We start from the raw sequence: 18,923 nt of genomic DNA, 5'->3' as shown, positions 1-18,923 counted from the left end.
CAGGCGCTCTGAAAACGGGACTTGCCCGCAGCATGGCGCAGTGCAGCAGGGCTTGCAACCGGCGCCCGGAGGGCGCCGCCGCGTTCACCAGCCCATGTATTGGCCGCCGTTGGCCGAGAGGTTGGCGCCGGTGATCCAGGCGGCTTCGTCAGGCAGGAAGAATGCCACCGCGTAGGCGATTTCATCGGGGCGGCCCAGCCTGCCGGTGGGGATCTGGGCGACGATCTTCTCGCGCACGGCCTCGGGCACCGCCATCACCATGTCGGTGCCGATGTAGCCCGGGGACACGGTGTTGACGGTGATGCCGAACCGCGCGTTTTCCTGCGCCAGCGAAATCGTGAAGCCGTGCATGCCGGCCTTGGCGGCGGCGTAGTTGGCCTGGCCGTACTGGCCCTTCTGGCCGTTGATCGAGCTGATCTGGATGATGCGGCCCCACTTGCGCTCGCGCATGCCCTCGATCACCGCGCGGGTGACGTTGAAGCAGGAGTTGAGGTTGGTGTCGATGACCTCGTTCCAGTGCTCGGCGGTCATCTTGTGGAAGGTGCCGTCGCGGGTGATGCCGGCGTTGTTGACCAGGATGTCGACCGGGCCGAGCTGCGCCTCCACGTCGCGCACCATGGCGGCCGCGTCTTCGGCACTGGACACGTCGCCGCGCGCAAGCGCCACCTCGCAACCCTGGGCACGCATCTCCTGCTGCCACGCCTTCGCGCGCTCCTCGTTGCGGTAGTTGGTGGCCACGCGGTAGCCCGCGTCCGCCAGCCGCTTGCAGATCGCCGTGCCGATGCCGCCGGTCCCGCCGGTCACCAATGCCACCCGTCCTTGCATGTCCGCGCTCCCCGTTGCATGGACGCCCGACGCGTCCGTTGCCGCGGATTCTATGCGCCATCCATTGCGGGGCCGTTGTGCAATGCGGCGATGGCCACCGGCGCCTGCGGGATGCGGGCGGGATCGACCGCCGCCACCGCCGCGGCCAGGAACGGTGCGAGCGCTGCCCGTGGCGGCAACGCGCACGGGTCCTGGCCCAGCGCGCGCCACGCGGCACGCAGCGCCGGCAGCGGGCGGGCGTCATCGACCGGCATCGCGTGCAGCGATTTCGACAGCTTGCGGCCATCGGCGCCGAGCACCAGCGGCAGGTGCAGGTAGCGTGGCCGCGGCAGGCCCAGCGCCTGCTGCAGCAGCAACTGGCGCGGGGTGGAGTCGAGCAGGTCGGCGCCGCGCACGATGTCGGTGATGCCCTGCGCGGCATCGTCGACGACCACGGCAAGCTGGTACGCCCAGGGGCCGTCGGCGCGGCGCAGCACGAAGTCGCCGACCTCGCGCGCGACATCCTGGACGATGCGGCCGTGCGCGCCGTCGTCGAATGCGATGCGCGTGCCGTCGGGCACGCGCAGCCGCATCGCGGGATCGGCACGTCGTGCGCCGGACACGCAGCGGCGGTGGATTCCGCCGCTGGCGACCAGGTCTGCACGGCTGCAGTGGCACTCGAATGCCAGGCCGGCCTCGGCCAGGCGCGCCAGCGCCGCCGCGTACAGCGCCCCGCGCCGCGACTGGTACTCCACCGCGCCATCCGGGTGCAGGCCGAACGCGTCCAGGGTGCGCAGTTGCGCGCGTGCGGCGCCAACCGCCTCGCGCGGCGGGTCGACGTCCTCCACCCGCACCAGCCACTCGCCGCCGGCGCGGCGCGCCAGCAGCCAGCTGCCGAAGGCCACCAGCAGTGAGCCGAAATGCAGGGGGCCGGTGGGCGAGGGTGCGAAGCGGCCGCGGTACGGCGGCCGCGACGGTGGATCGGGTGGCTGGCTGGGCACGGGCGGCAACCTGGGCGTCGGCTTGAATTTAAGCGTGCATGGCCACAATTTGCACGTTATCCCCGCGTCATCCCAGGACACCCGCCATGCTCAAGCGCGTCGCTCTTTTCCTTGCCACCAACCTGGCAGTGCTCGCGCTGCTCAGCATCATCATGTCCGTGTTCGGCATCAACCCGCAGTCGATGGGCGGGTTGCTGGTGATGGCGCTGCTGTTCGGCTTCGGCGGTTCGCTGATCTCGCTGCTGTCGTCGAAGTGGGTGGCCAAGCGCGCCGCCGGGCTGCACGTCATCACCCAGCCGCGCAACGAGACCGAGCGCTGGCTGGTGGACACCGTCGCCCGCCAGGCGCAGGCCGCCGGCATCGGCATGCCCGAAGTGGCCGTGTACGAGGCGCCGGAGATCAACGCCTTCGCGACCGGCGCGAGCCGCAACAACGCGCTGGTCGCGGTGTCGACCGGGCTGCTGCGTTCGATGGACCATGGCGAGGCCGAGGCCGTGCTGGCGCACGAGATCAGCCACGTGGCCAACGGCGACATGGTGACCATGGCGCTGCTGCAGGGGGTGCTGAACACGTTCGTGATCGTGCTTGCGCGGGTGGTCGGGCGCGCGGTGGATGGCTACCTGAGCAATGGCCGGGAAGGCGGCGGCATGGCGTACTACGCCATCGTGTTCGCGCTGGACCTGGTGTTCGGGTTGTTCGCGAGCCTGATCGCGATGTGGTTCTCGCGCCACCGCGAGTTCCGGGCCGACGCGGGCGGCGCCGCGCTCGCGGGGCGCGACAAGATGGTCGCCGCGCTCAGGCGCCTGTCGCTCAACCAGGGCGCCAACACGCTGCCCAAGCAGGTCGCCGCGTTCGGCATCAGCGGCGGCGTGGCCCACGGCCTGCGCCGGCTGATGATGAGCCACCCGCCGCTGGAAGAACGCATCCGTGCGCTCGAAGCCGGCAGCATCGACGGCAAGGCCGCCCTGCAGCAGGGTTTCCTCGCTTGAGCTCACTGCGCTGAGATAGCGGCGGGGCCAGCCGGTGGGAGCTGCGGCGTGGCTGCCCGCGCATGCCGACACGCTTCGCTGGCGTTCCGAGGTGCGCGTGCCGACATGCGCGGACAGCCTTCATGCGCCGCGGCGGCTTGGCGCGAACCTGCAAGATTACGGCGGCTTGTGGATGCGCGCGACATCCCATCAGTTTTCGACGCTGTCCCGTTCTTGCCACTCTCTCACTGCAGCAGGATCACGACGAGGCTGGAGGCTGCAGGCCGCAAGCGCACGCCTCGGAACGCCAGCGAAGCTTGCGGCCTGCAGCCTCCAGCCGGACCGTGGCCTCGCGAAAGTCCCCGTCTTATTCGAAGTCGTAACCCATGTCCGGCCCGGACGGCGCCAGGAAGTGCCCGGACACGTAATCCACCCCGGTGCCGAACAGCACCGACATCGTCGCCGCATCGCTGACGAACTCGGCCATGGTCTGGATGCCGAGCTCGCGGGCCTTGCCGGCGATCTCGCGGACGCGTTGCTGGTTGTCGGGGCTCTTGGCCAGCTCCTCGGTGAAGCCCGGATCGATCTTCAGCATGTTCGGCTTCAGGTGCGCCAGCAGCTGGAACGAATCCAGGCCCGCACCGAAGTGCTCCAGTGCGATCCGGCAGTCGAGGCGTCCGATGGCGGCGGCGAACGCCTGCGCCGCCTTGAGGTGGGTGAACACCTTGGCCTCGGGCAACTCCAGCACCAGGTACTCGCCGGGCACGCCATGGGCAAGCAGCTGCTCGCCGATGAAGCGGGGCAGGCTGTCGTCGGCCAGTGACGCCTGGCTCACCTTGACCAGCAGCGTGGTCGGGCGGCCGGCGCGGATGCGCTCGCCGATCACCTTGATGGTGTGGCCCACCACGTAACGGTCGATCTCCCAGAGCAGACCGTGCTCCTCGGCGATCTGCAGGAAGGTCAGCGGCTTGATCAGTTCGCCGTCGGCACCCTTCAGCCGCAGGAAGGCCTCGTAGACCGCGCCGGTATCGCCCTGCAGGCTGATCACGGGCTGGTAGTGCAGCACGAATCCCTCGTTGTCCAGCGCGTCGCGCAGGCGGGTCACCCAGGCCTGGACGTGCTCTTCCTCGGCGCGGTCGACCGCGCTGGCGTCGAACAGCTCCAGGCGGTTGCCGCCGGTGCCGTTGGCCGACGCGACGCCTTCGGTCGCCTTGGCCAGCACCTGGCTGACGCTGGCGATCTTTTCGCCTACCTGTACGCCGCCAATGCTGGCCGTGATCACGCTGGAGCGCTCGCCGATGTCGAACAGCTCGGCCGCAAAGGCCTCCAGCACGCGCGTGGCGATGGCCTGGGTGCGGGTGTGGTCGCTGTCGCGCAACAGCACCGCAAGCGTGTGCTCGCCGAAGCGCGCGGTGATTGCATCGTCACTCTCGACAGCAATAACCGACTGCAGGCGCGCGCCTACTGCGGCGAGCAGCCCATCGGCGGAATCCAGGCCGATATCGGCGAGCAGGTGCTGGTAGTGGTCGGGCTCGACCAGCAGCAGGCCGTGCTGCGCACTGCCCTGGGAGACCGCGTCGACGGCATCCTCCAGCGCGCGCAGGAACGTCGCCCGGTTGAACAGCCCGGTAGCCTGGTCGCGCTGGCGCAGCTCCTCGATCTCCAGCGCCAGTTCCGGGTCGAACACGTCCTGGCGGCGGAAGATGACCTGCAGGCAGGGTTCGCCCTCGTACTGCGCCTGGGTGAACTCCATGGCCGCGGGAAAGGCGTTGCCGTTGATGTCGCGCGCCTCCAGTTCGTGGCGCGGCGGCGGGGCGTCGCCACGGGCGAGGTCCTTGAGCAGCTGGCGGAAGCCTTCGATGTGCTGCGGCGCGACCATGTCGAGCAGCGACATGCCCTCGACGTCCTCGAAATCGTCGTAGCCGAACATCTCCAGGTAGGCCTGGTTGGCGCGGATGTGCATGCCTTCGTGGATGTAGGCGATCGGCTCGCGCGAGGAGTCGATCAGCGCATCGCAGCGGCGCTCGGTTTCGCGAAGGCGGCCTTCGAGCCGGCGCAGCGCGCGCCGGGCCTCGACATCGGCCCAGGCGTCGCGCACCGCGGCCAGCAGCAGTTGCGGCCGCTCGCGCAGGGTGACCGCGCGCACCCCGGCGGACAGCGCCTCGACATAGCCGGCCTCCTCGATGGCACCGGCCACCACCACCACAGGAAGGTCCTTGCCGCTCGCCAGCACCTGCTGCATCAGTGTCGCGAGCGGCACGGTCACCGACGCCTGTTCGGCGACCACCACGTCGATCGGCTGCCCGGCGATGGTCGTCGCGGACTCCTCCGCCGATGCGGGCCGCAGCGGGCGCACCGCGATGCCGGCATTGCGCAGCGTGCTGACGATGGCTTCGGCCGCTTCGACGCTGTCGTCGACGATCATCAACCGCAGGGCGGCATCCTGGCTCTTGGACATGTGGGTCTCCGTGGTAGCGGCGTTATGCCATGCGCCGACGCCTGGCGTCCACGACAGTGCGCATCAAAGCGCGCGTTTCGAAGCATCGCCGGCGACTTCGCGCACCAGCCGGGGGACAAGATAGCCGGGCAGGCGCGCCACCAGCGCCGCATGCAGTGCGCGGGCGCGCGCGTCATCGACCTCGAAATGTGCGGTGCCGGCGACGCGGTCGAGCTGGTGCAGGTAGTAGGGCAACACGCCGGCATCGAAGCCGCGCTCGCACAGGGTGGCCAGCGCGTCCACCGAATCGTTCACCCCCGCCAGCAGCACCGCCTGGTTGAGCAGGGTGGCCCCGGCGCCGCGCAGCGCGGCCATGGCGGCGTCCACGTTGGCGTCGAATTCGTTGCCGTGGTTGGCGTGCACCACCACGGCCACCGGCCAGGGCAGGGCGGACAGCCACGCCAGCAGGGCGTCATCCACGCGCTCCGGCAGCACCACGGGCAGCCGGGTGTGGATGCGCAGGCGGCGCACGTGGGGCACGGCGCGCAGGCGGTCGGTGACTTCAGCCAGCTTGTGGGTGGCGAGTGCCAGCGGGTCGCCGCCGGACAGGATCACCTCGCTCACCGACGGGTCGGCGGCAATCGCATCGACGGCGGCGGCCCAGCCGCCACTTGCCGCGGTCTCTTCGGCATAGGGGAAGTGGCGGCGGAAACAGTAGCGGCAGTTGATCGCGCAGCTACCGGTGGCCACGAGCAGCGCGCGCCCCTCGTACTTGTGGATCACCCCCCGGGCGACACGGGCGGCGCCGTCGCCGACCGCGTCCAGCCCGAACCCGGGCACCGTGCGCAGCTCGTCGTCCAGCGGCAGGACCTGGCGCAGCAGCGGGTCGTGGCGGTCGCCATGGCGCATGCGGCCGATGAACGCGCGCGGCACCCGCAGCGCGAATGCAGCCAGCGCGGCCTCCGGGACAGCCCCGGCTTCGGCCTCCAGGCCGAGCAGGGCAAGCAGCTCGCGCGGGTCGCGCACCGAGTCGCGCCAGGCCTGCTGCCAACCGCGTGGCTGCATGGGAAGGGGGGCTGCGAGTATCATTTCGCGACATTCTAGCCGCTCGCGCGGCCCACCCCCGCCGAACCCCTGCAGGAGCACGCATGGCCAGCTATGGCATGAACGACGTCAAGAACGGGATGAAGATCCTGGTCAACAATGATCCGGCCGTCATCACCGACACCGAGTACGTCAAGCCGGGCAAGGGCCAGGCGTTCACCCGCGTGAAGTACCGCCTGATCAAGTCGGGCCGCGTGCAGGAAGTCACCATGAAGGCGACCGACTCCATGGAAGCCGCCGACGTGGTCGATACCGACATGCGCTACCTGTATGCCGACGGCGAGTACTGGCACTTCATGGATCCGGAAAACTTCGAGCAGGTGCAGGCCGACAAGGCCGGCATGGGCGGCGCCGAGAAGTGGCTGAAGGGCGAGGAGGATTGCGTGGTGACCCTGTGGAACGGCACGCCGATCCAGGTCACGCCGCCGAACTTCGTCGAGCTCAAGATCGCCGAGACCGATCCCGGCGTGCGCGGCGACACCTCCGGCGGCGGCGGCAAGCCGGCCACGCTGGAAACCGGCGCGGTGGTGCGCGTGCCGCTGTTCGTCAGCCAGGAAGAGGTCATCAAGGTCGACACCCGCTCCGGCGAGTACGTCAGCCGGGTCAAGTGATGACCGCAGCGGACACGCCCGAGGCCTGCGACCTGCTGCTCGAGGCCGGCTTCGTGGTGCCGGTCGAGCCGCACGCGGTGGTGCTGGAGGACCATGCAGTGGCAGTCCGCGACGGCGTGATCGTCGCGGTGCTGCCGGTCGCGGAGGCGCGCCTGCGTTTCCGCGCGGCCGAAACCGTGGCGCGCCCCGGCGCGGTGGTGGTGCCGGGCTTCGTCAATGCCCACACCCACAATCCGATGACCCTGTTGCGCGGGATCGCCGACGACCTGCCGCTCAAGGTGTGGCTGCAGCAGCACATCTGGCCGATCGAGGCCGCGGTGATGGCACCGGACTTCGTCGCCGACGGCATCACGCTCGCCATCGCGGAGATGCTGCGCGGCGGCACCACCTGCGCCAACGAGAACTACTTCTTCCCCGACGTGCAGGCCGCGGTGTACAAGCGCCACGGCTTCCGCGCCCGGGTCGGCCTGCCGGTCATCGACTTCCCCACCGCCTGGGCCAAGAGCGACGACGAGTACTTCGACAAGGCCGGTGAAGTCCACGACCAGTGGCGCGACGATCCGCTGGTGTCGATGGCGTTCGCGCCGCACGCGCCGTACACCGTCAGCGACGCCAACTTCGAGCGCGTACGCATGCTGGCCGACCAGCTCGACGTGCCGGTGCACCTGCACCTGCACGAGACCGCGCAGGAGGTCGAGCAGTCGCTGCGCGAGCACGGCCAGCGTCCGCTGGCGCGGCTCGACCGCCTGGGTCTGGTCAACGACCGTCTGATCGCGGTGCACATGACCCAGCTGACCGATGCCGAGATCCATCTGTGCGCCGCGCGCGGCGTGAGCGTGGTGCATTGCCCCGAGTCCAACCTCAAGCTCGCCTCCGGGTTCTGCCCCGCCTGCGCGCTGGAGCGCGCTGGCGTGAACCTCGCCATCGGCACGGACGGCTGCGCCAGCAACAACGACCTCGACATGGTCTCGGAAACGCGCACCGCGGCGCTGCTGGCCAAGGCGGTGGCGCAGGACGCCGAGGCATTCGACGCGTTCACCGCGCTGCGCGCGGCGACGCTCGGTGGCGCGAAGGCGATGGGCCTCGACCACCTGGTCGGCTCGATCGAGCCCGGCAAGCAGGCCGACCTCGCCTGCATCGAACTCTCCGACCTCGAGACCCAGCCGCTGCACCACGTGGTCTCGCAGCTGGTCTACGCCGCCGGCCGCCACCAGGTGAGCGACGTCTGGATCGCCGGTCGCGCGCGACTGCGCGCCCGCCAGCTGGTCGACATGGACGTGGCCGCCATCACCGCCAACGCACGGCAATGGCGCGAGCGCATTGCCGGCATCGACCGCAGGCAGCCATGACCATGCAGCCCTCATCCGACGCACGCCCCAACTTTCGCCAGTCCGAGCTCGACAAGTTTGCCGCGCTCGCCACCCGCTGGTGGGATCCCGACGGCCCGCAGAAGCCGCTGCACGCACTCAATCCCGTGCGCCTGGCGTATGTGCAGGCGCGTGCACCGTTGCCCGGCCGCCGCGTGCTGGATGTGGGCTGCGGCGGCGGGCTGCTGAGCGAGGCCATGGCGCGCACCGGCGCCGAGGTCACCGCGATCGACCTCGCCGACGAGCTGGTCAAGGTCGCACGCCTGCACGGGCTGGAGTCCGGCCTCAAGGTCGACTACCGGCTGCAGTCGGTGGAAGCGCTGGCCGACGAAATGCCGGGCGCGTTCGATACCGTGACCTGCATGGAAATGCTCGAGCACGTGCCCGACCCGGGCGCCATCCTCGGCGCCTGCGCGCGCCTGCTGAAGCCGGGCGGCCGGCTGTTCGTGTCCACGCTCAACCGCACACCGGCGGCGTTCGCGCTGGCGATCGTCGGCGCCGAGTACATCGCGCGGCTGCTGCCGCGCGGCACCCACCAGTACCGCGACTTCATCAAGCCTTCCGAGCTCGCGGCATGGTTGCGCGGTGTGGGGCTGGAGCTGGAGGACGTCAGCGGCATGGTCTACGAGCCCGGGCGCAACGCGGCGCGGCTGTCGTCGCGCACCGACGTCAACTACCTCGCCTGCGCGCGCAGGCCGGACGCGGCGTGAGCGGAGCTGCGTCGCCGGCCGGGCAGGGCGGCCGCTTCCCGCGCTGCGTGCTGTTCGATCTCGACGGCACCCTGCTCGACAGCGCCCCGGACATGGCCGCCACCCTCAACCGCATGCGCGCCGCGCGCGGGGCGGCACCGATGGAGCTTGCTGACGTGCGCCCGCACGTCTCGCGCGGCGCGCGGGCCATGAGCGCGGCCGCATTCCCCGAGCTGGGCGGAGAAGTCGGGCCGGAGATCGTGCGCGAGTTCCTGGACACCTATGCCATCGAACTCGGTCGCCACGGCGCCGCGTTCGACGGCATCGAGGCCATGCTGGCTGCACTCGAGGCCGATGGCACGTGCTGGGGCATCATCACCAACAAGCCGGAGTACCTGGCGCGCGCGCTGATGCCGTCGCTGGGCTGGGAGACGCGCAGCGCGGTGCTGATCGGCGGCGACAGCCTGGCCGAACGCAAGCCGCACCCGCTGCCGCTGCTGCACGCCGCGGCGCAGCTGGGCTTTGCGCCCGCCGACTGCGTGTACGTGGGCGATGACGAGCGCGACATCCTCGCCGCGCGTGCCGCCGGCATGCGCTCGCTGGTCGCGCTGTGGGGCTACCGCCTGCAGCACGACGACCCGCTCACCTGGCAGGCCGACGCCATGGCCGACGCGCCGCGCGACCTGCTTGATCCGGCGGCCTGGCCGTGAGCATCGATGTGCGCGACGAGGCCGCCGGCTTCGTCGCCAAGTGGCGCACGCGCTGGCCAGAGTGGGCGCTGGCGATGGTGTTCGTACCGGCGGCGCAGCGCGACGTGGTGGAGGCCTGGTTCAGCCTGCTGCAGGAGCTGAGCGACGCGGCCTGGGCCGGCAGCGATCCCACGCCAGGGCTGGCCAAGCTGGCGTGGTGGCAGGAGGAACTGGCAGGTTGGGAGAAGGGCGCGCGCCGGCATCCGCTGGGTGCGGTGCTGCAACCGTGCCAGGCGCCGTGGCGCGCGCTGGGCTTGGCGCTGCCCACGCTGCGCGCCATGCGCGACCAGGACGAACACGACAGCCTGCCGATGGCGTCCATGCCTGCGGACGGCCAGGCTTTCGCCGAGGCGGTTGCCGCCTGCGAGGCAGCGTTGTTCGCCGGCCGCACGGTCGATGCGGGCGCGGTCGCCGCGGTTTTGGCCACGCTGGCCGGCGAGAAGGCGTTGCTGGTCGGCGCGGTCGGTGCCGCCCCCATCCCAGGGGCGACGGCAATGACGGCGCAGCCGGGCACGCGGCCGCGTGGCATCCAGCTCGCGCTGCTGCGGGCGCGCATGGCACATCCCGAACGGGCGGTGCCGCCGCTGCGGGCGCTGCTGGCCGCGTGGCGCGCGGCGCGCCGCGCGGCCTGACCGCGACGCAGCGTTGCAGCGACCGGTTTGCAGCGCCGGGTACAATTGCAAACCGTTCTCGATTGCAGGCACGCCGCTTGACCTCCACCACGCAACCGCAGGCGCTGCCCGACGTCGCCGACGATCTCGCCGCCGCCGCGCGCCCGCTCGACTGGGTCGGCATGCGCAGGATCGCGCTGCCCTTGCGCGTGGCCACGGAGGGTGGCGACTCCATGCTGGTGCCGGCGTCGGCGGACATCGGCGTCAACCTCACCAGTGCGGATACGCGTGGCATCCACATGTCGCGGCTCTACCTGCGCCTGCAGGACACCCTGGCCGCGCAGCCGCTGACGGTGCCGGTGCTCGGCCGGCTGCTGCAGGACTGCATCGACTCGCAGAGCGGGCTGGCCAGTACCGCCCGCCTGACGCTCCGCTACCAGCACCTGCTGCTGCGCCGCGCGTTGGCCAGCGACAACGCCGGCTGGAAGGCCTATCCGGTCGAACTCGACGCCAGCCTGTCCGCTACCGGGATAGAGGTGGTGCTCGCGTTCGGCGTGGACTACTCGAGCACCTGCCCGGCCTCCGCCGCGCTGTCGCGCAAGGCCAACGCCGATCGCTTCGCAGACGATTTCAGCGGGGAGCCGTCACCGTCCGCCCCGGCCGTGCGCGACTGGCTCGCATCCGAGCGCGGACTCGCCGCAACTCCGCACGCGCAGCGCAGCCGCGCCGACGTGCGCGTGATGCTGCGCCCGGGCATCGGCATGCTGCCGCTGCGCGAACTGGTGGACGCGGTCGAAGCGGCGCTTGGCACGCCGGTGCAGACCGCGGTCAAGCGCGAGGACGAACAGGCCTTCGCCCGCGCCAATGCCGCCAACCTGATGTTCTGCGAGGACGCGGCGCGCCGCGTCGCCGCCGCCGTCGCCGCGGATGCGCGCGTCGCGCGCTTCGACATCACCGTGTCGCACTTCGAAAGCCTGCACGCGCACGACGCGGTCGCCCGCGTCAGCGGCGCCGTCGGCTGACGCCCTAGGGGCGTTCCAGCACCAGCAGCGGGTCGACGCGCACGTCGAACCAGTTCATGCCCCAGTGCAGGTGCGGGCCGGTGGCGCGTCCCGTGGCGCCGACGGCGGCAAAGGCCTGGCCCTGCTCGACGCGGTCGCCTTCCGCGACATCGATGCGCGAAAGGTGCAGGAAGTTGGAGCTCACGCCGTGGCCGTGGTCGATCACCACGGTGCCGCCGGTGAGGTAGAGGCCCGGGTCGGCGAACGTCACCACGCCGGCTGCCGGTGCCTTCACCGCGGTGCCGGTGGGCGCGGCGATGTCCATGCCGGAATGCCCTGCGCCTGGCTTGCCGTTGTAGATGCGGCCGCTGCCGAAGCGCCCGCTGATGCGGCCTTCGACCGGACGCTGGAAGCGCCGCGCGAAGTCAGCGCGGTCGTCGTCGCGCACGCGCACCGCGGTGACGCGGGCCTGTTCGCGGCGGATGCGTTCGGCGATCGCCGGCGGCGGCTCGACGGTTTTCGGCGGCACCCCGTTCACGTGTTCCATCGGCCAGTCGCGCGGGGTGACGGCGATGCTCGCGTGCGTGCGGCGGCCGTCGGGTGCGGTCACGCCGACGCGCAGCGGGCCGGCGGCATCGCGGCTAACGCCGAACACCACGCTGCCGTAGCCGGTGGTGCGCAGCACGCGGCCGTCGTAGTCGACGCGGCTGCCCGGCGGCACCTTGCCGATCACCAGCGCGCCCTGCTGCACGCTGGCCGGGAACACGACGCGCGCGTCGGCAGCTGCCGGCGCATCGCTCGAAGCCTGCCGTGCAGCCGCGCCGGGCGCGGCGAGCGCGGACGCGACGCCAACGGCCAGCGCCAGCAGCGCCGGCAGCGCGCCCGCGGGGCGCATCAACGCGCGAACTCCAGGCGCCGCCCCTGTGGCGTGCCCACCAGCGCACTGCCGTCCCACGCCAGCGCGCCATTCACCCAGGTCGACGCGATGCGCGAACGGAACGTGGTGCCCTCGAACGGCGACCAGCCGCATTTCGACAGCACGTCCTCGCGCTTCACGGTGAACGGCCGGTCCTCCACCAGCACCAGGTCGGCGTGGTAGCCCTCGCGCAGGAAGCCGCGATCGGCGACACCGAACAGCTGCGCCGGGGCATGCGCGAACTTCTGCACCACGCGCGCCACATCGAAGTGGCCTTCGCGCACGCATTCCAGCGCCGCGACCAGCGCGTACTGCACCAGCGGCAGGCCGCTCGGCGCGCGCACGTAAGGGTTGTGCTTCTCCTCCCAGGTGTGCGGCGCGTGGTCGGTGGCGAGCACGTCGATCACGTCGTCGGCCAGTGCGCGCAGCAGCGCCGCGCGGTCGGAGGCGTCCTTGATCGCCGGGTTGCACTTGATCTGGTGGCCGAGGCGCGCGTAGTCGGCGCGGTCGAAGCGCAGGAAATGGATGCAGGTCTCGGCGGTGATGCGCTTGCGCAGGCGGCCCGCGGCGTCGACCAGCGGGCCGGCCTCGAACAGGGCCAGCTCGTCGGCAGTGGAGATGTGCAGCACGTGCAGCCGCGTGTCGTGGCGGCGCGCGAGTTCCAGCGCCAGACGCGTGGACTTGATGCAGGCCTCGCGCGAGCGGATGTCGGGGTGCAGCTCAGCGGGGATGTCGTCGCCATACTTCGCCCGTGCAGCGGCCTGCGCCGCCTCGATCATCGGCGTGTCCTCGCAGTGGGTGATGATCGGCACCGGTGTCTCGCGGAAGATCGCGTCGAGCGTGGCTGGGTTGTCGACCAGCATGTTGCCGGTGGATGCGCCCATGAACACCTTCAACCCGGGCGTGGCGCGCGGATCGATGGCGCGCACCGCCTCCAGGTTGTCGTTGCTCGCGCCCATGTAGAAGCCATGGTTGGCGCGGGCGCGGCCGGCGGCGCGCGCGTACTTGTCCTCGAGCGCCGCGGCATCGAGCGTCGGCGGACTGGTATTGGGCATGTCCATGAAGCTGGTCAGGCCACCGGCGACGGCCGCCGCGGATTCGGTGGCCATGTCGGCCTTGTATTCCATGCCGGGTTCGCGGAAATGCACCTGGTCATCGATCATCCCCGGCAGCAAAAGGCGGCCCGAGGCATCGACCACGGTATCGCCATCGCGCGCGGCGAGGCTGGAGCCGATGGCGTCGATGCGCCCCGCGCGGATGCGCAGGTCGGCGTCGAACTCGCGGCCTTCGTTCACCAGCCGGGCGTTGACGATCAGGGTGTCAGTCATCCATTCCGTTCCTTGCGCGCGGTGGCACGGGGTCGTGCCCACCGGGATTGAGTGGGTGGCAGCGGCCAACGCGACGCACCGCGAGCCAGCCGCCGCGCAGTGTCCCGTGGCGGGCCAGGGCCTGCATGGCGTATTCCGAACAGGTCGGCGCGAACCGGCAACGCGGACCGAGCAGCGGGCTGAGCCAGCGTTTGTAACCGCGCAGCAGCGCGATGAGGAGACGATTGATCACGTGGCGCCGACGCAAAGGCCTGCCGCGGTTGCCGCTGCAGTCAGGGCAGGGTATAACACCCCGCTTTCCCGTCCAAGCGCGGGGTGCGGCGCCGGCGTGCATGGAATCCTCACCGCGCTGCAGTCATGTTGGGCGGATTGCCGGCGGCGTTCGCGCCGGCACCCACTTCCCAGTACAAGGATTGCTGACCGTGGCAGTGAAGAAGACAGTCAAGAAGGCCGCCAAGGCCGCCAGGCCCGCGGCAAAGAAGGCCGCGAAGAAGGCTGCCAAGGCCGCGCCCAAGACCCTTGCCGCCAGGAAGCCCGTTGCAAAGAAGCCCGTTGCCGGAAAGGCCGCAAAGCCTGCGGCGAAGAAGGCAGTGAACAAGCCCGCGGCGAAGCCAGCCGCCAAGAAGGCCGTGGCGAAAAAGCCCGTGGCCAAGAAGTCCGTCGCCAAGACGGCCCCCAAGAAGGTTGCTGTGAAGAAGATTGCGAAAACCGTCGCCAAGCCGACGGTAAAGAAGGTCGTGGCCAAGAAGGCCGCGGCAAGAAAGGTCGTGGCGAAGTCCACCGTGGCCAAGGCTGCGCCGAAGAAGGCGATTGCCACGTCATCGCCGGCGGCGAAGAAGATCGTCGCTGCTGCGCCCAAGCCGGCCGCGAAGGCCGCCGCGCCGGTGGCCAGGGCGCCGGCAGGCAAGGCCGTGGCCGGCAAGGTGGCTGTTCCTGCCCAGCCCGTTGCCCAGAAGTCGGCGACCAAGGCGAGTGCCAAGGCCGCGACCAAGGTTGCCCCTGCAGCCAAGCCGGCCCCGGCGCGGCCTGCGGGCAAGGTCGCCGTGGCGATCACCAACCGCCCGCCTGCGGCCCCCGCGCCGAAGACCCGCTACAAGGTCGTGCCCTACAAGACCGATCCGTCCAATGGTCGCCCGATCGTGCCCGAGGGCTACAAGCCGGGTGCCGACGAGGAGTACATGAGCCCGCTGCAGCTGGAGTACTTCCGCAAGCGCCTGGCGGAATGGCGTGCCGACCTGGTGGAGGAATCCAAGCAGACCATCGAGAACCTCAAGGACGAGGTGCGCGACGTCGGTGACGATGCCGAGCGCGCCACGCGCGAAACCGAGAACTCGCTGGAGCTGCGCACCCGCGACCGCTATCGCAAGCTGATCGGCAAGATCGACAGCACGCTCAAGCGCGTGGATTCCGGCGAATACGGCTACAGCGTCGATTCCGGCGAAGAAATCGGCCTGGATCGCCTCGAGGCGCGCCTCACCGCCGAGCGCACGATCGACGAGCAGGAGCGCTGGGAGCACCTGCGCAAGCAGATCGGCGACTGAGCCAGCCCCAAGCTGCGTGGGTCACGAGAGGAGCCCGGCGATGCCGCCGGAGTGCTATGGACCTGACGCCAGCTCGCGCAGGTCCAGTCTGCGCAGTTGCGGCGCGCGCCTGGCGGCGACCGCAGCCACGACCATGGTCACGCAGCCACCCAGCACGACTGCCGGCACCAGCCCGAGCAATCTCGCCATCGAGCCGGCGTAGAACGCGCCGAGCTCGTTGGACGATCCCACGAACAGGCCGTTGATCGACGACACCCGCCCGCGCATCCGGTCGGGCGTCGCCAGCTGCAGGATGGTCGAGCGCAGCACCACCGACACGCCGTCGCACACGCCCGACATCAGCAGGAAGAACGCCGACAGCCAGAACGCGGTCGACAGCCCGAAGCCGATGATGCAGATGCCGAAGCCGGCCACCGCGAAGAGCAGGGTGCGTCCGGCGTTGCGCGTCGGTGGACGTCGCGCCAGCCACACGCCCATCGCCACCGCGCCCAGCGCCGGCGCGCTGCGCAGGATCCCGAGGCCCTCGGGGCCGTAGTGCAGGATTTCCTTGATGAAGGCCGGTGCCAGGGAGATCGCCCCGCCAAACAGCACCGCGAACATGTCCAGCGCCAGCGCGGCCAGCAGGATCTGGTGCGAGAACACGAAGCGCGCCCCTTCGGCGATGCTGGCGAAGATCGGCGCGCCCTGCAGGGTGATCGCCGGCTCGGCCACCTTCAGGCGACCCACGGCCACCGCCGCCAGCAGGGCAAGTCCTGCTGCGGTCGCATAGGCCGCGGACTTGCCGGCCAGGCCCACCACCAACCCGCCTGCCGCCGGCCCCAGCACCAGCGCCGACTGGAACACGATCGAGCCGACGCCTGCACCGCGTGCGAACTGCGCGCGCGGCAGCACGCGCGCGAACAGCGCGTTGTAGACCGGGCCAAGGAACGCACGCACCGCGCCGGTCAGCGCGACCGCGGCGTAGATCCAGCCGACGTGAACCTGGCCGGACACGCCGGCGGCGATCAATGCCAGCGCGATCGGTGTCAGTGCCAGGCCGACGCACGCAAACATGCCAAGCCTGCGCCGCGGCAGGTGGTCCACCAGGTAGCCGGCGAACGGCGCCACGCAGAAGTACGGCACCAGCTCCGCCAGGCCGATCAGGCCGAGCATCCACGGGTCGCGGGTCAGCTCGTAGACATGCCAGCCCACCGTCACCGCGACCATCTGGTACGACAGGATGTTGCAGATCCGGTAGGCCATCAGCCCGCGGAAGGCACGGCTGCGCAGCGGTGCCGGGTGCCCTTGCGCAGCGCGGTCCGTGTCGCCGGGAGGCGTGGCCGCGGCGCCCGCCGTGGTCACGCCTGCGCGCGCTGCGCGGTGTCGCGGATCACGGCCAGCAGCGCGGCCAGCCCGTTGCTGCGGGTCGGCGACAGGTGCTTCGCCAGCCCGATATCGGCGATGTATCCCGGCTCGCTGGCCAGGATCTCGGCAGCGCTGCGGCCGGCGTAGACGCGCAGCGCCAGGAACACCAGGCCGGAGACGATGGCGGAGTCGCTGGCCGCGGCGAACTCAAGCCGCGTGGCGTCGCCGGACGGCACGATCCACACCATCGACTGGCAGCCGAGCAGGCGGTGCTGCTCGGTGCGCAGCGCGTCCGGGAACGGCGGCAGCTTGCGGCCGAGGTCGATCAGGTACTGGTAGCGCTCCGACCAGTCGCTGAAGAACGCGAACTCCTCGCGGATCGCGGCCTGCGCCTCGTCGGCGGTGGCTTCGAGCGGGAACACGGTGTCGTTCATGCGCGTTTCCAGCGTACGCCCTGCGGCGTGTCCTCGAGCAGCACGCCTTCGCCCGCCAACTGATCGCGGATGGCGTCCGCGCGCGTGAAGTCGCGGGCCTGCTTGGCGGCGCCGCGTTCCTCGACCAGCGCCTGGATGCGCGCGTCGTCGTCGCCCGAGGTGCCGCGCCCGAACCACGCCGCCGGTGACTGCTGCAGCAGCCCGAGCACGCGCGCGCCGGCGCGCAGGCTGGCGCCGAGCGTGGCCAGCGCCAGCAGGGGGCCGTCACCCGATGTTTCGCCGTTGCCGATCGCGCTGCGCAGCACGCGCGCATTGCCGGCGATCGCGGCGAGTTCGGCCAGCGCCTGTGGTGTGTTGAGGTCGTCGTCGAGCGCGGCTTCGACGGCGTCGGGGATCGCGACGTCGGGGGCCGTACCTGCCGGCAGCAGCGCATCGATGTCGCGCAGCGTGCCGTACAGCCGGTCCAGGGTGCGCACACTCTGTTCGACCAGCGCATCCGACCAGTCCAGGGGCTGCCGGTAGTGCGCCGACATCAGCGCATGGCGCAGCGCCTCGGGCGGGTGGGCGCGCACCAGGTCGTGGACCTTTTCGATGTTGCCCAGCGACTTCGACATCTTGGCGCCGCCGAAGTTGAGCATGCCGTTGTGCAGCCAGAACCGCGCGAAGGGCTTGCCGCCGTGCGCGCATTCGCTCTGCGCGATCTCGTTCTCGTGGTGCGGGAACTGCAGGTCGACGCCGCCGGCGTGGATGTCGATGGTCTCGCCGAGGTGGGCGGCCGCCATCGCCGAGCATTCGATGTGCCAGCCCGGGCGGCCATGGCCCCAGGGCGAGTCCCAGCCGGGCAGGTCGCCGGTGGAGGGTTTCCACAGCACGAAGTCGCCGGGATCGCGCTTGTACGGCGCGACCTCGACGCGGGCACCGGCCAGCATGTCCTCGAGCTCGCGGCGCGAAAGCTTGCCGTAGGCCTCGAAGCTTGCGACCGCGAACAGCACGTGGCCTTCGACGGCGTAGGCATTGCCGGCGGCAACCAGGCGCTCGACCATGGCGATGATCTGCGGGATGTGGCGCGTGGCCTCGGGCTCGATGTCGGGCGGCGCCACGCCCAGTGCCGCCATGTCCTCGCGGTAGGCGGCGGCAAAGCGGTCGGTGATCGCCGAGATCGGCACGCCCTGTTCCGCGGCGGCGGCATTGATCTTGTCGTCGACGTCGGTGATGTTGCGGGCGTAGTCCAGCCGACCGAAACGGCGGCGCAGCAGCCGCGCCAGCACGTCGAACACCACCGGCCCACGCGCGTTGCCGATGTGCACATAGTTGTAGACCGTGGGCCCGCAGACGTACATCGTCGTGCGCGCAGGATCCACGGGCTGGAAGTCCTCGACCCGCCGGGTCAGGCTGTTGAACAGTCGCAGGGTCATCGCTTCGGCCGCTGTGCAGGCCCCTGATTCTAGCGGCCGCGGCAGGGCCACGACAGCCACGATTCAGCCCTTCTGGCCTGCCAGCCCATACACTGCCGGGACACCATGCACCCCTTCTCGCCTGCCAAGCGGTGCCTGCCGCTGCTCGTCGCCGCCGCTCTAGCGGCCCCCGCGGCGTGGGCGCAGCACACGGTGATCCAGTCGGAGAACGTGCGCTACGAGTACGCCCAGGTGCTGCGCGCCGAGCCCGTCTACCAGACCCTGCGCGCCACCAGCATGGTGGAGCGCTGCGAGCAGTCCTCGATGGTGCAGGACGCCGCCGATGCCGAATCGCGCCGCGGCCTGGCGCGCGTGGTGGGCGCGGTCAAGGATGTGCTCAGTCCGGCGCGCACCGCCGAGGTCGAAGGCGGGGACGCCGACACGCCGGGCTGCCGCATGGTGCCCGTGGAGCGCGAGTTCCGCCGTCCGATCGCCTACGACGTCGATTACGTCCATCGCGGCAGCAAGTACCGCTCGCGGCTGCCGGCCGACCCCGGCAACCGGCTGCGGGTGCGGGTGTCGGTGACCCCGGTGACGCCGGCCGGCAACCAGGACTGAGGCCCC

19 protein-coding genes are annotated in these 18,923 nt (G+C 70.8%); 9 read left to right on the top strand and 10 right to left on the bottom strand.

Annotated features, from left to right (window positions below; genetic code table 11):
- Positions 1 to 84: 84 nt before the first annotated feature.
- Positions 85 to 825 (bottom strand): beta-ketoacyl-ACP reductase, encoded by a 741-nt coding sequence (locus tag IDM46_RS08810; protein WP_182820526.1) that lies wholly within the window; start codon positions 823 to 825, stop codon positions 85 to 87.
- Positions 826 to 875: 50 nt separating this feature from the next.
- The gene (gene gluQRS, locus IDM46_RS08805; protein WP_182820527.1) at positions 876 to 1,805 is read right to left on the bottom strand and encodes a tRNA glutamyl-Q(34) synthetase GluQRS; all 930 of its coding nucleotides are present in this window, start codon (positions 1,803 to 1,805) and stop codon (positions 876 to 878) included.
- An 86-nt stretch (positions 1,806 to 1,891) separates the two neighbouring features.
- Here gluQRS and htpX point away from each other — a divergent pair, with 86 nt between their 5' ends.
- Positions 1,892 to 2,794 (top strand): protease HtpX, encoded by a 903-nt coding sequence (gene htpX, locus IDM46_RS08800; RefSeq protein WP_185115499.1) that lies wholly within the window; start codon positions 1,892 to 1,894, stop codon positions 2,792 to 2,794.
- 346 nt (positions 2,795 to 3,140) lie between these two features.
- On the opposite strand, the gene IDM46_RS08795 is transcribed toward htpX, so the two are convergent.
- Together IDM46_RS08795 and epmB are read right to left on the bottom strand one after the other, a co-directional pair.
- Positions 3,141 to 5,231 carry an EAL domain-containing protein gene (locus IDM46_RS08795; RefSeq protein ID WP_185115498.1) on the bottom strand — a complete coding sequence of 697 codons (2,091 nt, stop codon included), beginning with the start codon at positions 5,229 to 5,231 and terminating at the stop codon, positions 3,141 to 3,143.
- Positions 5,232 to 5,294: 63 nt separating this feature from the next.
- Positions 5,295 to 6,299 carry an EF-P beta-lysylation protein EpmB gene (gene epmB / locus IDM46_RS08790; protein ID WP_185115497.1) on the bottom strand — a complete coding sequence of 335 codons (1,005 nt, stop codon included), beginning with the start codon at positions 6,297 to 6,299 and terminating at the stop codon, positions 5,295 to 5,297.
- Positions 6,300 to 6,358: 59 nt separating this feature from the next.
- Here epmB and efp point away from each other — a divergent pair, with 59 nt between their 5' ends.
- The 6 genes from efp to folE2 all read left to right on the top strand — a co-directional run bounded on the left by efp (position 6,359) and on the right by folE2 (position 11,363).
- Positions 6,359 to 6,925, top strand: a complete 567-nt coding sequence (efp, locus tag IDM46_RS08785) for an elongation factor P (protein ID WP_182820531.1) — start codon at positions 6,359 to 6,361, stop codon at positions 6,923 to 6,925.
- Positions 6,925 to 8,274, top strand: coding sequence for a TRZ/ATZ family hydrolase (locus IDM46_RS08780; protein ID WP_185115496.1), 1,350 nt, complete (start codon positions 6,925 to 6,927; stop codon positions 8,272 to 8,274). The genes efp and IDM46_RS08780 overlap by 1 nt, the downstream gene beginning before the upstream one ends.
- 2 nt (positions 8,275 to 8,276) lie before the next feature.
- On the top strand, positions 8,277 to 9,002 hold the full coding sequence (ubiG, locus tag IDM46_RS08775) for a bifunctional 2-polyprenyl-6-hydroxyphenol methylase/3-demethylubiquinol 3-O-methyltransferase UbiG (protein WP_185115590.1): 726 nt from the start codon (positions 8,277 to 8,279) through the stop codon (positions 9,000 to 9,002).
- Positions 8,999 to 9,691: a phosphoglycolate phosphatase gene (gene gph, locus IDM46_RS08770; protein ID WP_185115495.1), complete on the top strand. Its 693-nt coding sequence runs from the start codon at positions 8,999 to 9,001 to the stop codon at positions 9,689 to 9,691. The genes ubiG and gph overlap by 4 nt, the downstream gene beginning before the upstream one ends.
- Positions 9,688 to 10,362 (top strand): phytoene/squalene synthase family protein, encoded by a 675-nt coding sequence (locus IDM46_RS08765; protein WP_185115494.1) that lies wholly within the window; start codon positions 9,688 to 9,690, stop codon positions 10,360 to 10,362. The genes gph and IDM46_RS08765 overlap by 4 nt, the downstream gene beginning before the upstream one ends.
- A gap of 77 nt (positions 10,363 to 10,439) precedes the next feature.
- On the top strand, positions 10,440 to 11,363 hold the full coding sequence (folE2, locus tag IDM46_RS08760) for a GTP cyclohydrolase FolE2 (protein WP_185115493.1): 924 nt from the start codon (positions 10,440 to 10,442) through the stop codon (positions 11,361 to 11,363).
- A 4-nt stretch (positions 11,364 to 11,367) separates the two neighbouring features.
- Here folE2 and IDM46_RS08755 read toward each other — a convergent pair whose 3' ends face one another.
- Genes IDM46_RS08755 through yidD form a run of 3 tightly spaced genes read right to left on the bottom strand, consistent with a single transcriptional unit; the run spans position 11,368 to position 13,818 of the window.
- A complete protein-coding gene (locus tag IDM46_RS08755) occupies positions 11,368 to 12,237 on the bottom strand; it encodes a M23 family metallopeptidase (protein WP_185115492.1) in 870 nt (289 codons plus the stop codon).
- On the bottom strand, positions 12,237 to 13,586 hold the full coding sequence (locus IDM46_RS08750; RefSeq protein WP_185115491.1) for a dihydroorotase: 1,350 nt from the start codon (positions 13,584 to 13,586) through the stop codon (positions 12,237 to 12,239). The genes IDM46_RS08755 and IDM46_RS08750 overlap by 1 nt, the downstream gene beginning before the upstream one ends.
- Complete coding sequence (gene yidD, locus IDM46_RS08745; RefSeq protein ID WP_223877944.1) at positions 13,579 to 13,818, bottom strand: membrane protein insertion efficiency factor YidD; 240 nt, start codon at positions 13,816 to 13,818, stop codon at positions 13,579 to 13,581. Before yidD ends, IDM46_RS08750 begins: the two co-directional genes overlap by 8 nt.
- Positions 13,819 to 14,008: 190 nt before the next feature.
- Here yidD and dksA point away from each other — a divergent pair, with 190 nt between their 5' ends.
- Complete coding sequence (gene dksA, locus IDM46_RS08740) at positions 14,009 to 15,127, top strand: RNA polymerase-binding protein DksA (RefSeq protein ID WP_223877943.1); 1,119 nt, start codon at positions 14,009 to 14,011, stop codon at positions 15,125 to 15,127.
- A gap of 54 nt (positions 15,128 to 15,181) precedes the next feature.
- Here the strand turns inward: dksA and IDM46_RS08735 are convergent, their stop codons facing one another.
- From IDM46_RS08735 to cysS, 3 genes are all read right to left on the bottom strand, one after another.
- Positions 15,182 to 16,396: an MFS transporter gene (locus IDM46_RS08735; RefSeq protein WP_255492284.1), complete on the bottom strand. Its 1,215-nt coding sequence runs from the start codon at positions 16,394 to 16,396 to the stop codon at positions 15,182 to 15,184.
- Positions 16,397 to 16,464: 68 nt separating this feature from the next.
- A complete protein-coding gene (locus IDM46_RS08730) occupies positions 16,465 to 16,905 on the bottom strand; it encodes a SufE family protein (RefSeq protein WP_182820539.1) in 441 nt (146 codons plus the stop codon).
- Entirely contained in the window at positions 16,902 to 18,320 is a 1,419-nt protein-coding gene (cysS, locus tag IDM46_RS08725; protein WP_185115489.1) for a cysteine--tRNA ligase, read from the bottom strand. Before cysS ends, IDM46_RS08730 begins: the two co-directional genes overlap by 4 nt.
- 105 nt (positions 18,321 to 18,425) lie before the next feature.
- On the opposite strand from cysS, the gene IDM46_RS08720 reads away from it, so the two are divergent.
- The gene (locus tag IDM46_RS08720) at positions 18,426 to 18,917 is read left to right on the top strand and encodes a hypothetical protein (RefSeq protein ID WP_182820541.1); all 492 of its coding nucleotides are present in this window, start codon (positions 18,426 to 18,428) and stop codon (positions 18,915 to 18,917) included.
- The last annotated feature ends 6 nt before the right edge of the window (positions 18,918 to 18,923 follow it).

Origin of the sequence: Luteimonas sp. MC1825, assembly GCF_014764385.1 — a bacterium.
Classification (GTDB): domain Bacteria; phylum Pseudomonadota; class Gammaproteobacteria; order Xanthomonadales; family Xanthomonadaceae; genus Luteimonas.
Note: the sequence above shows the minus strand (reverse complement) of the source record. Positions and strands in the feature narration are given on the sequence as shown.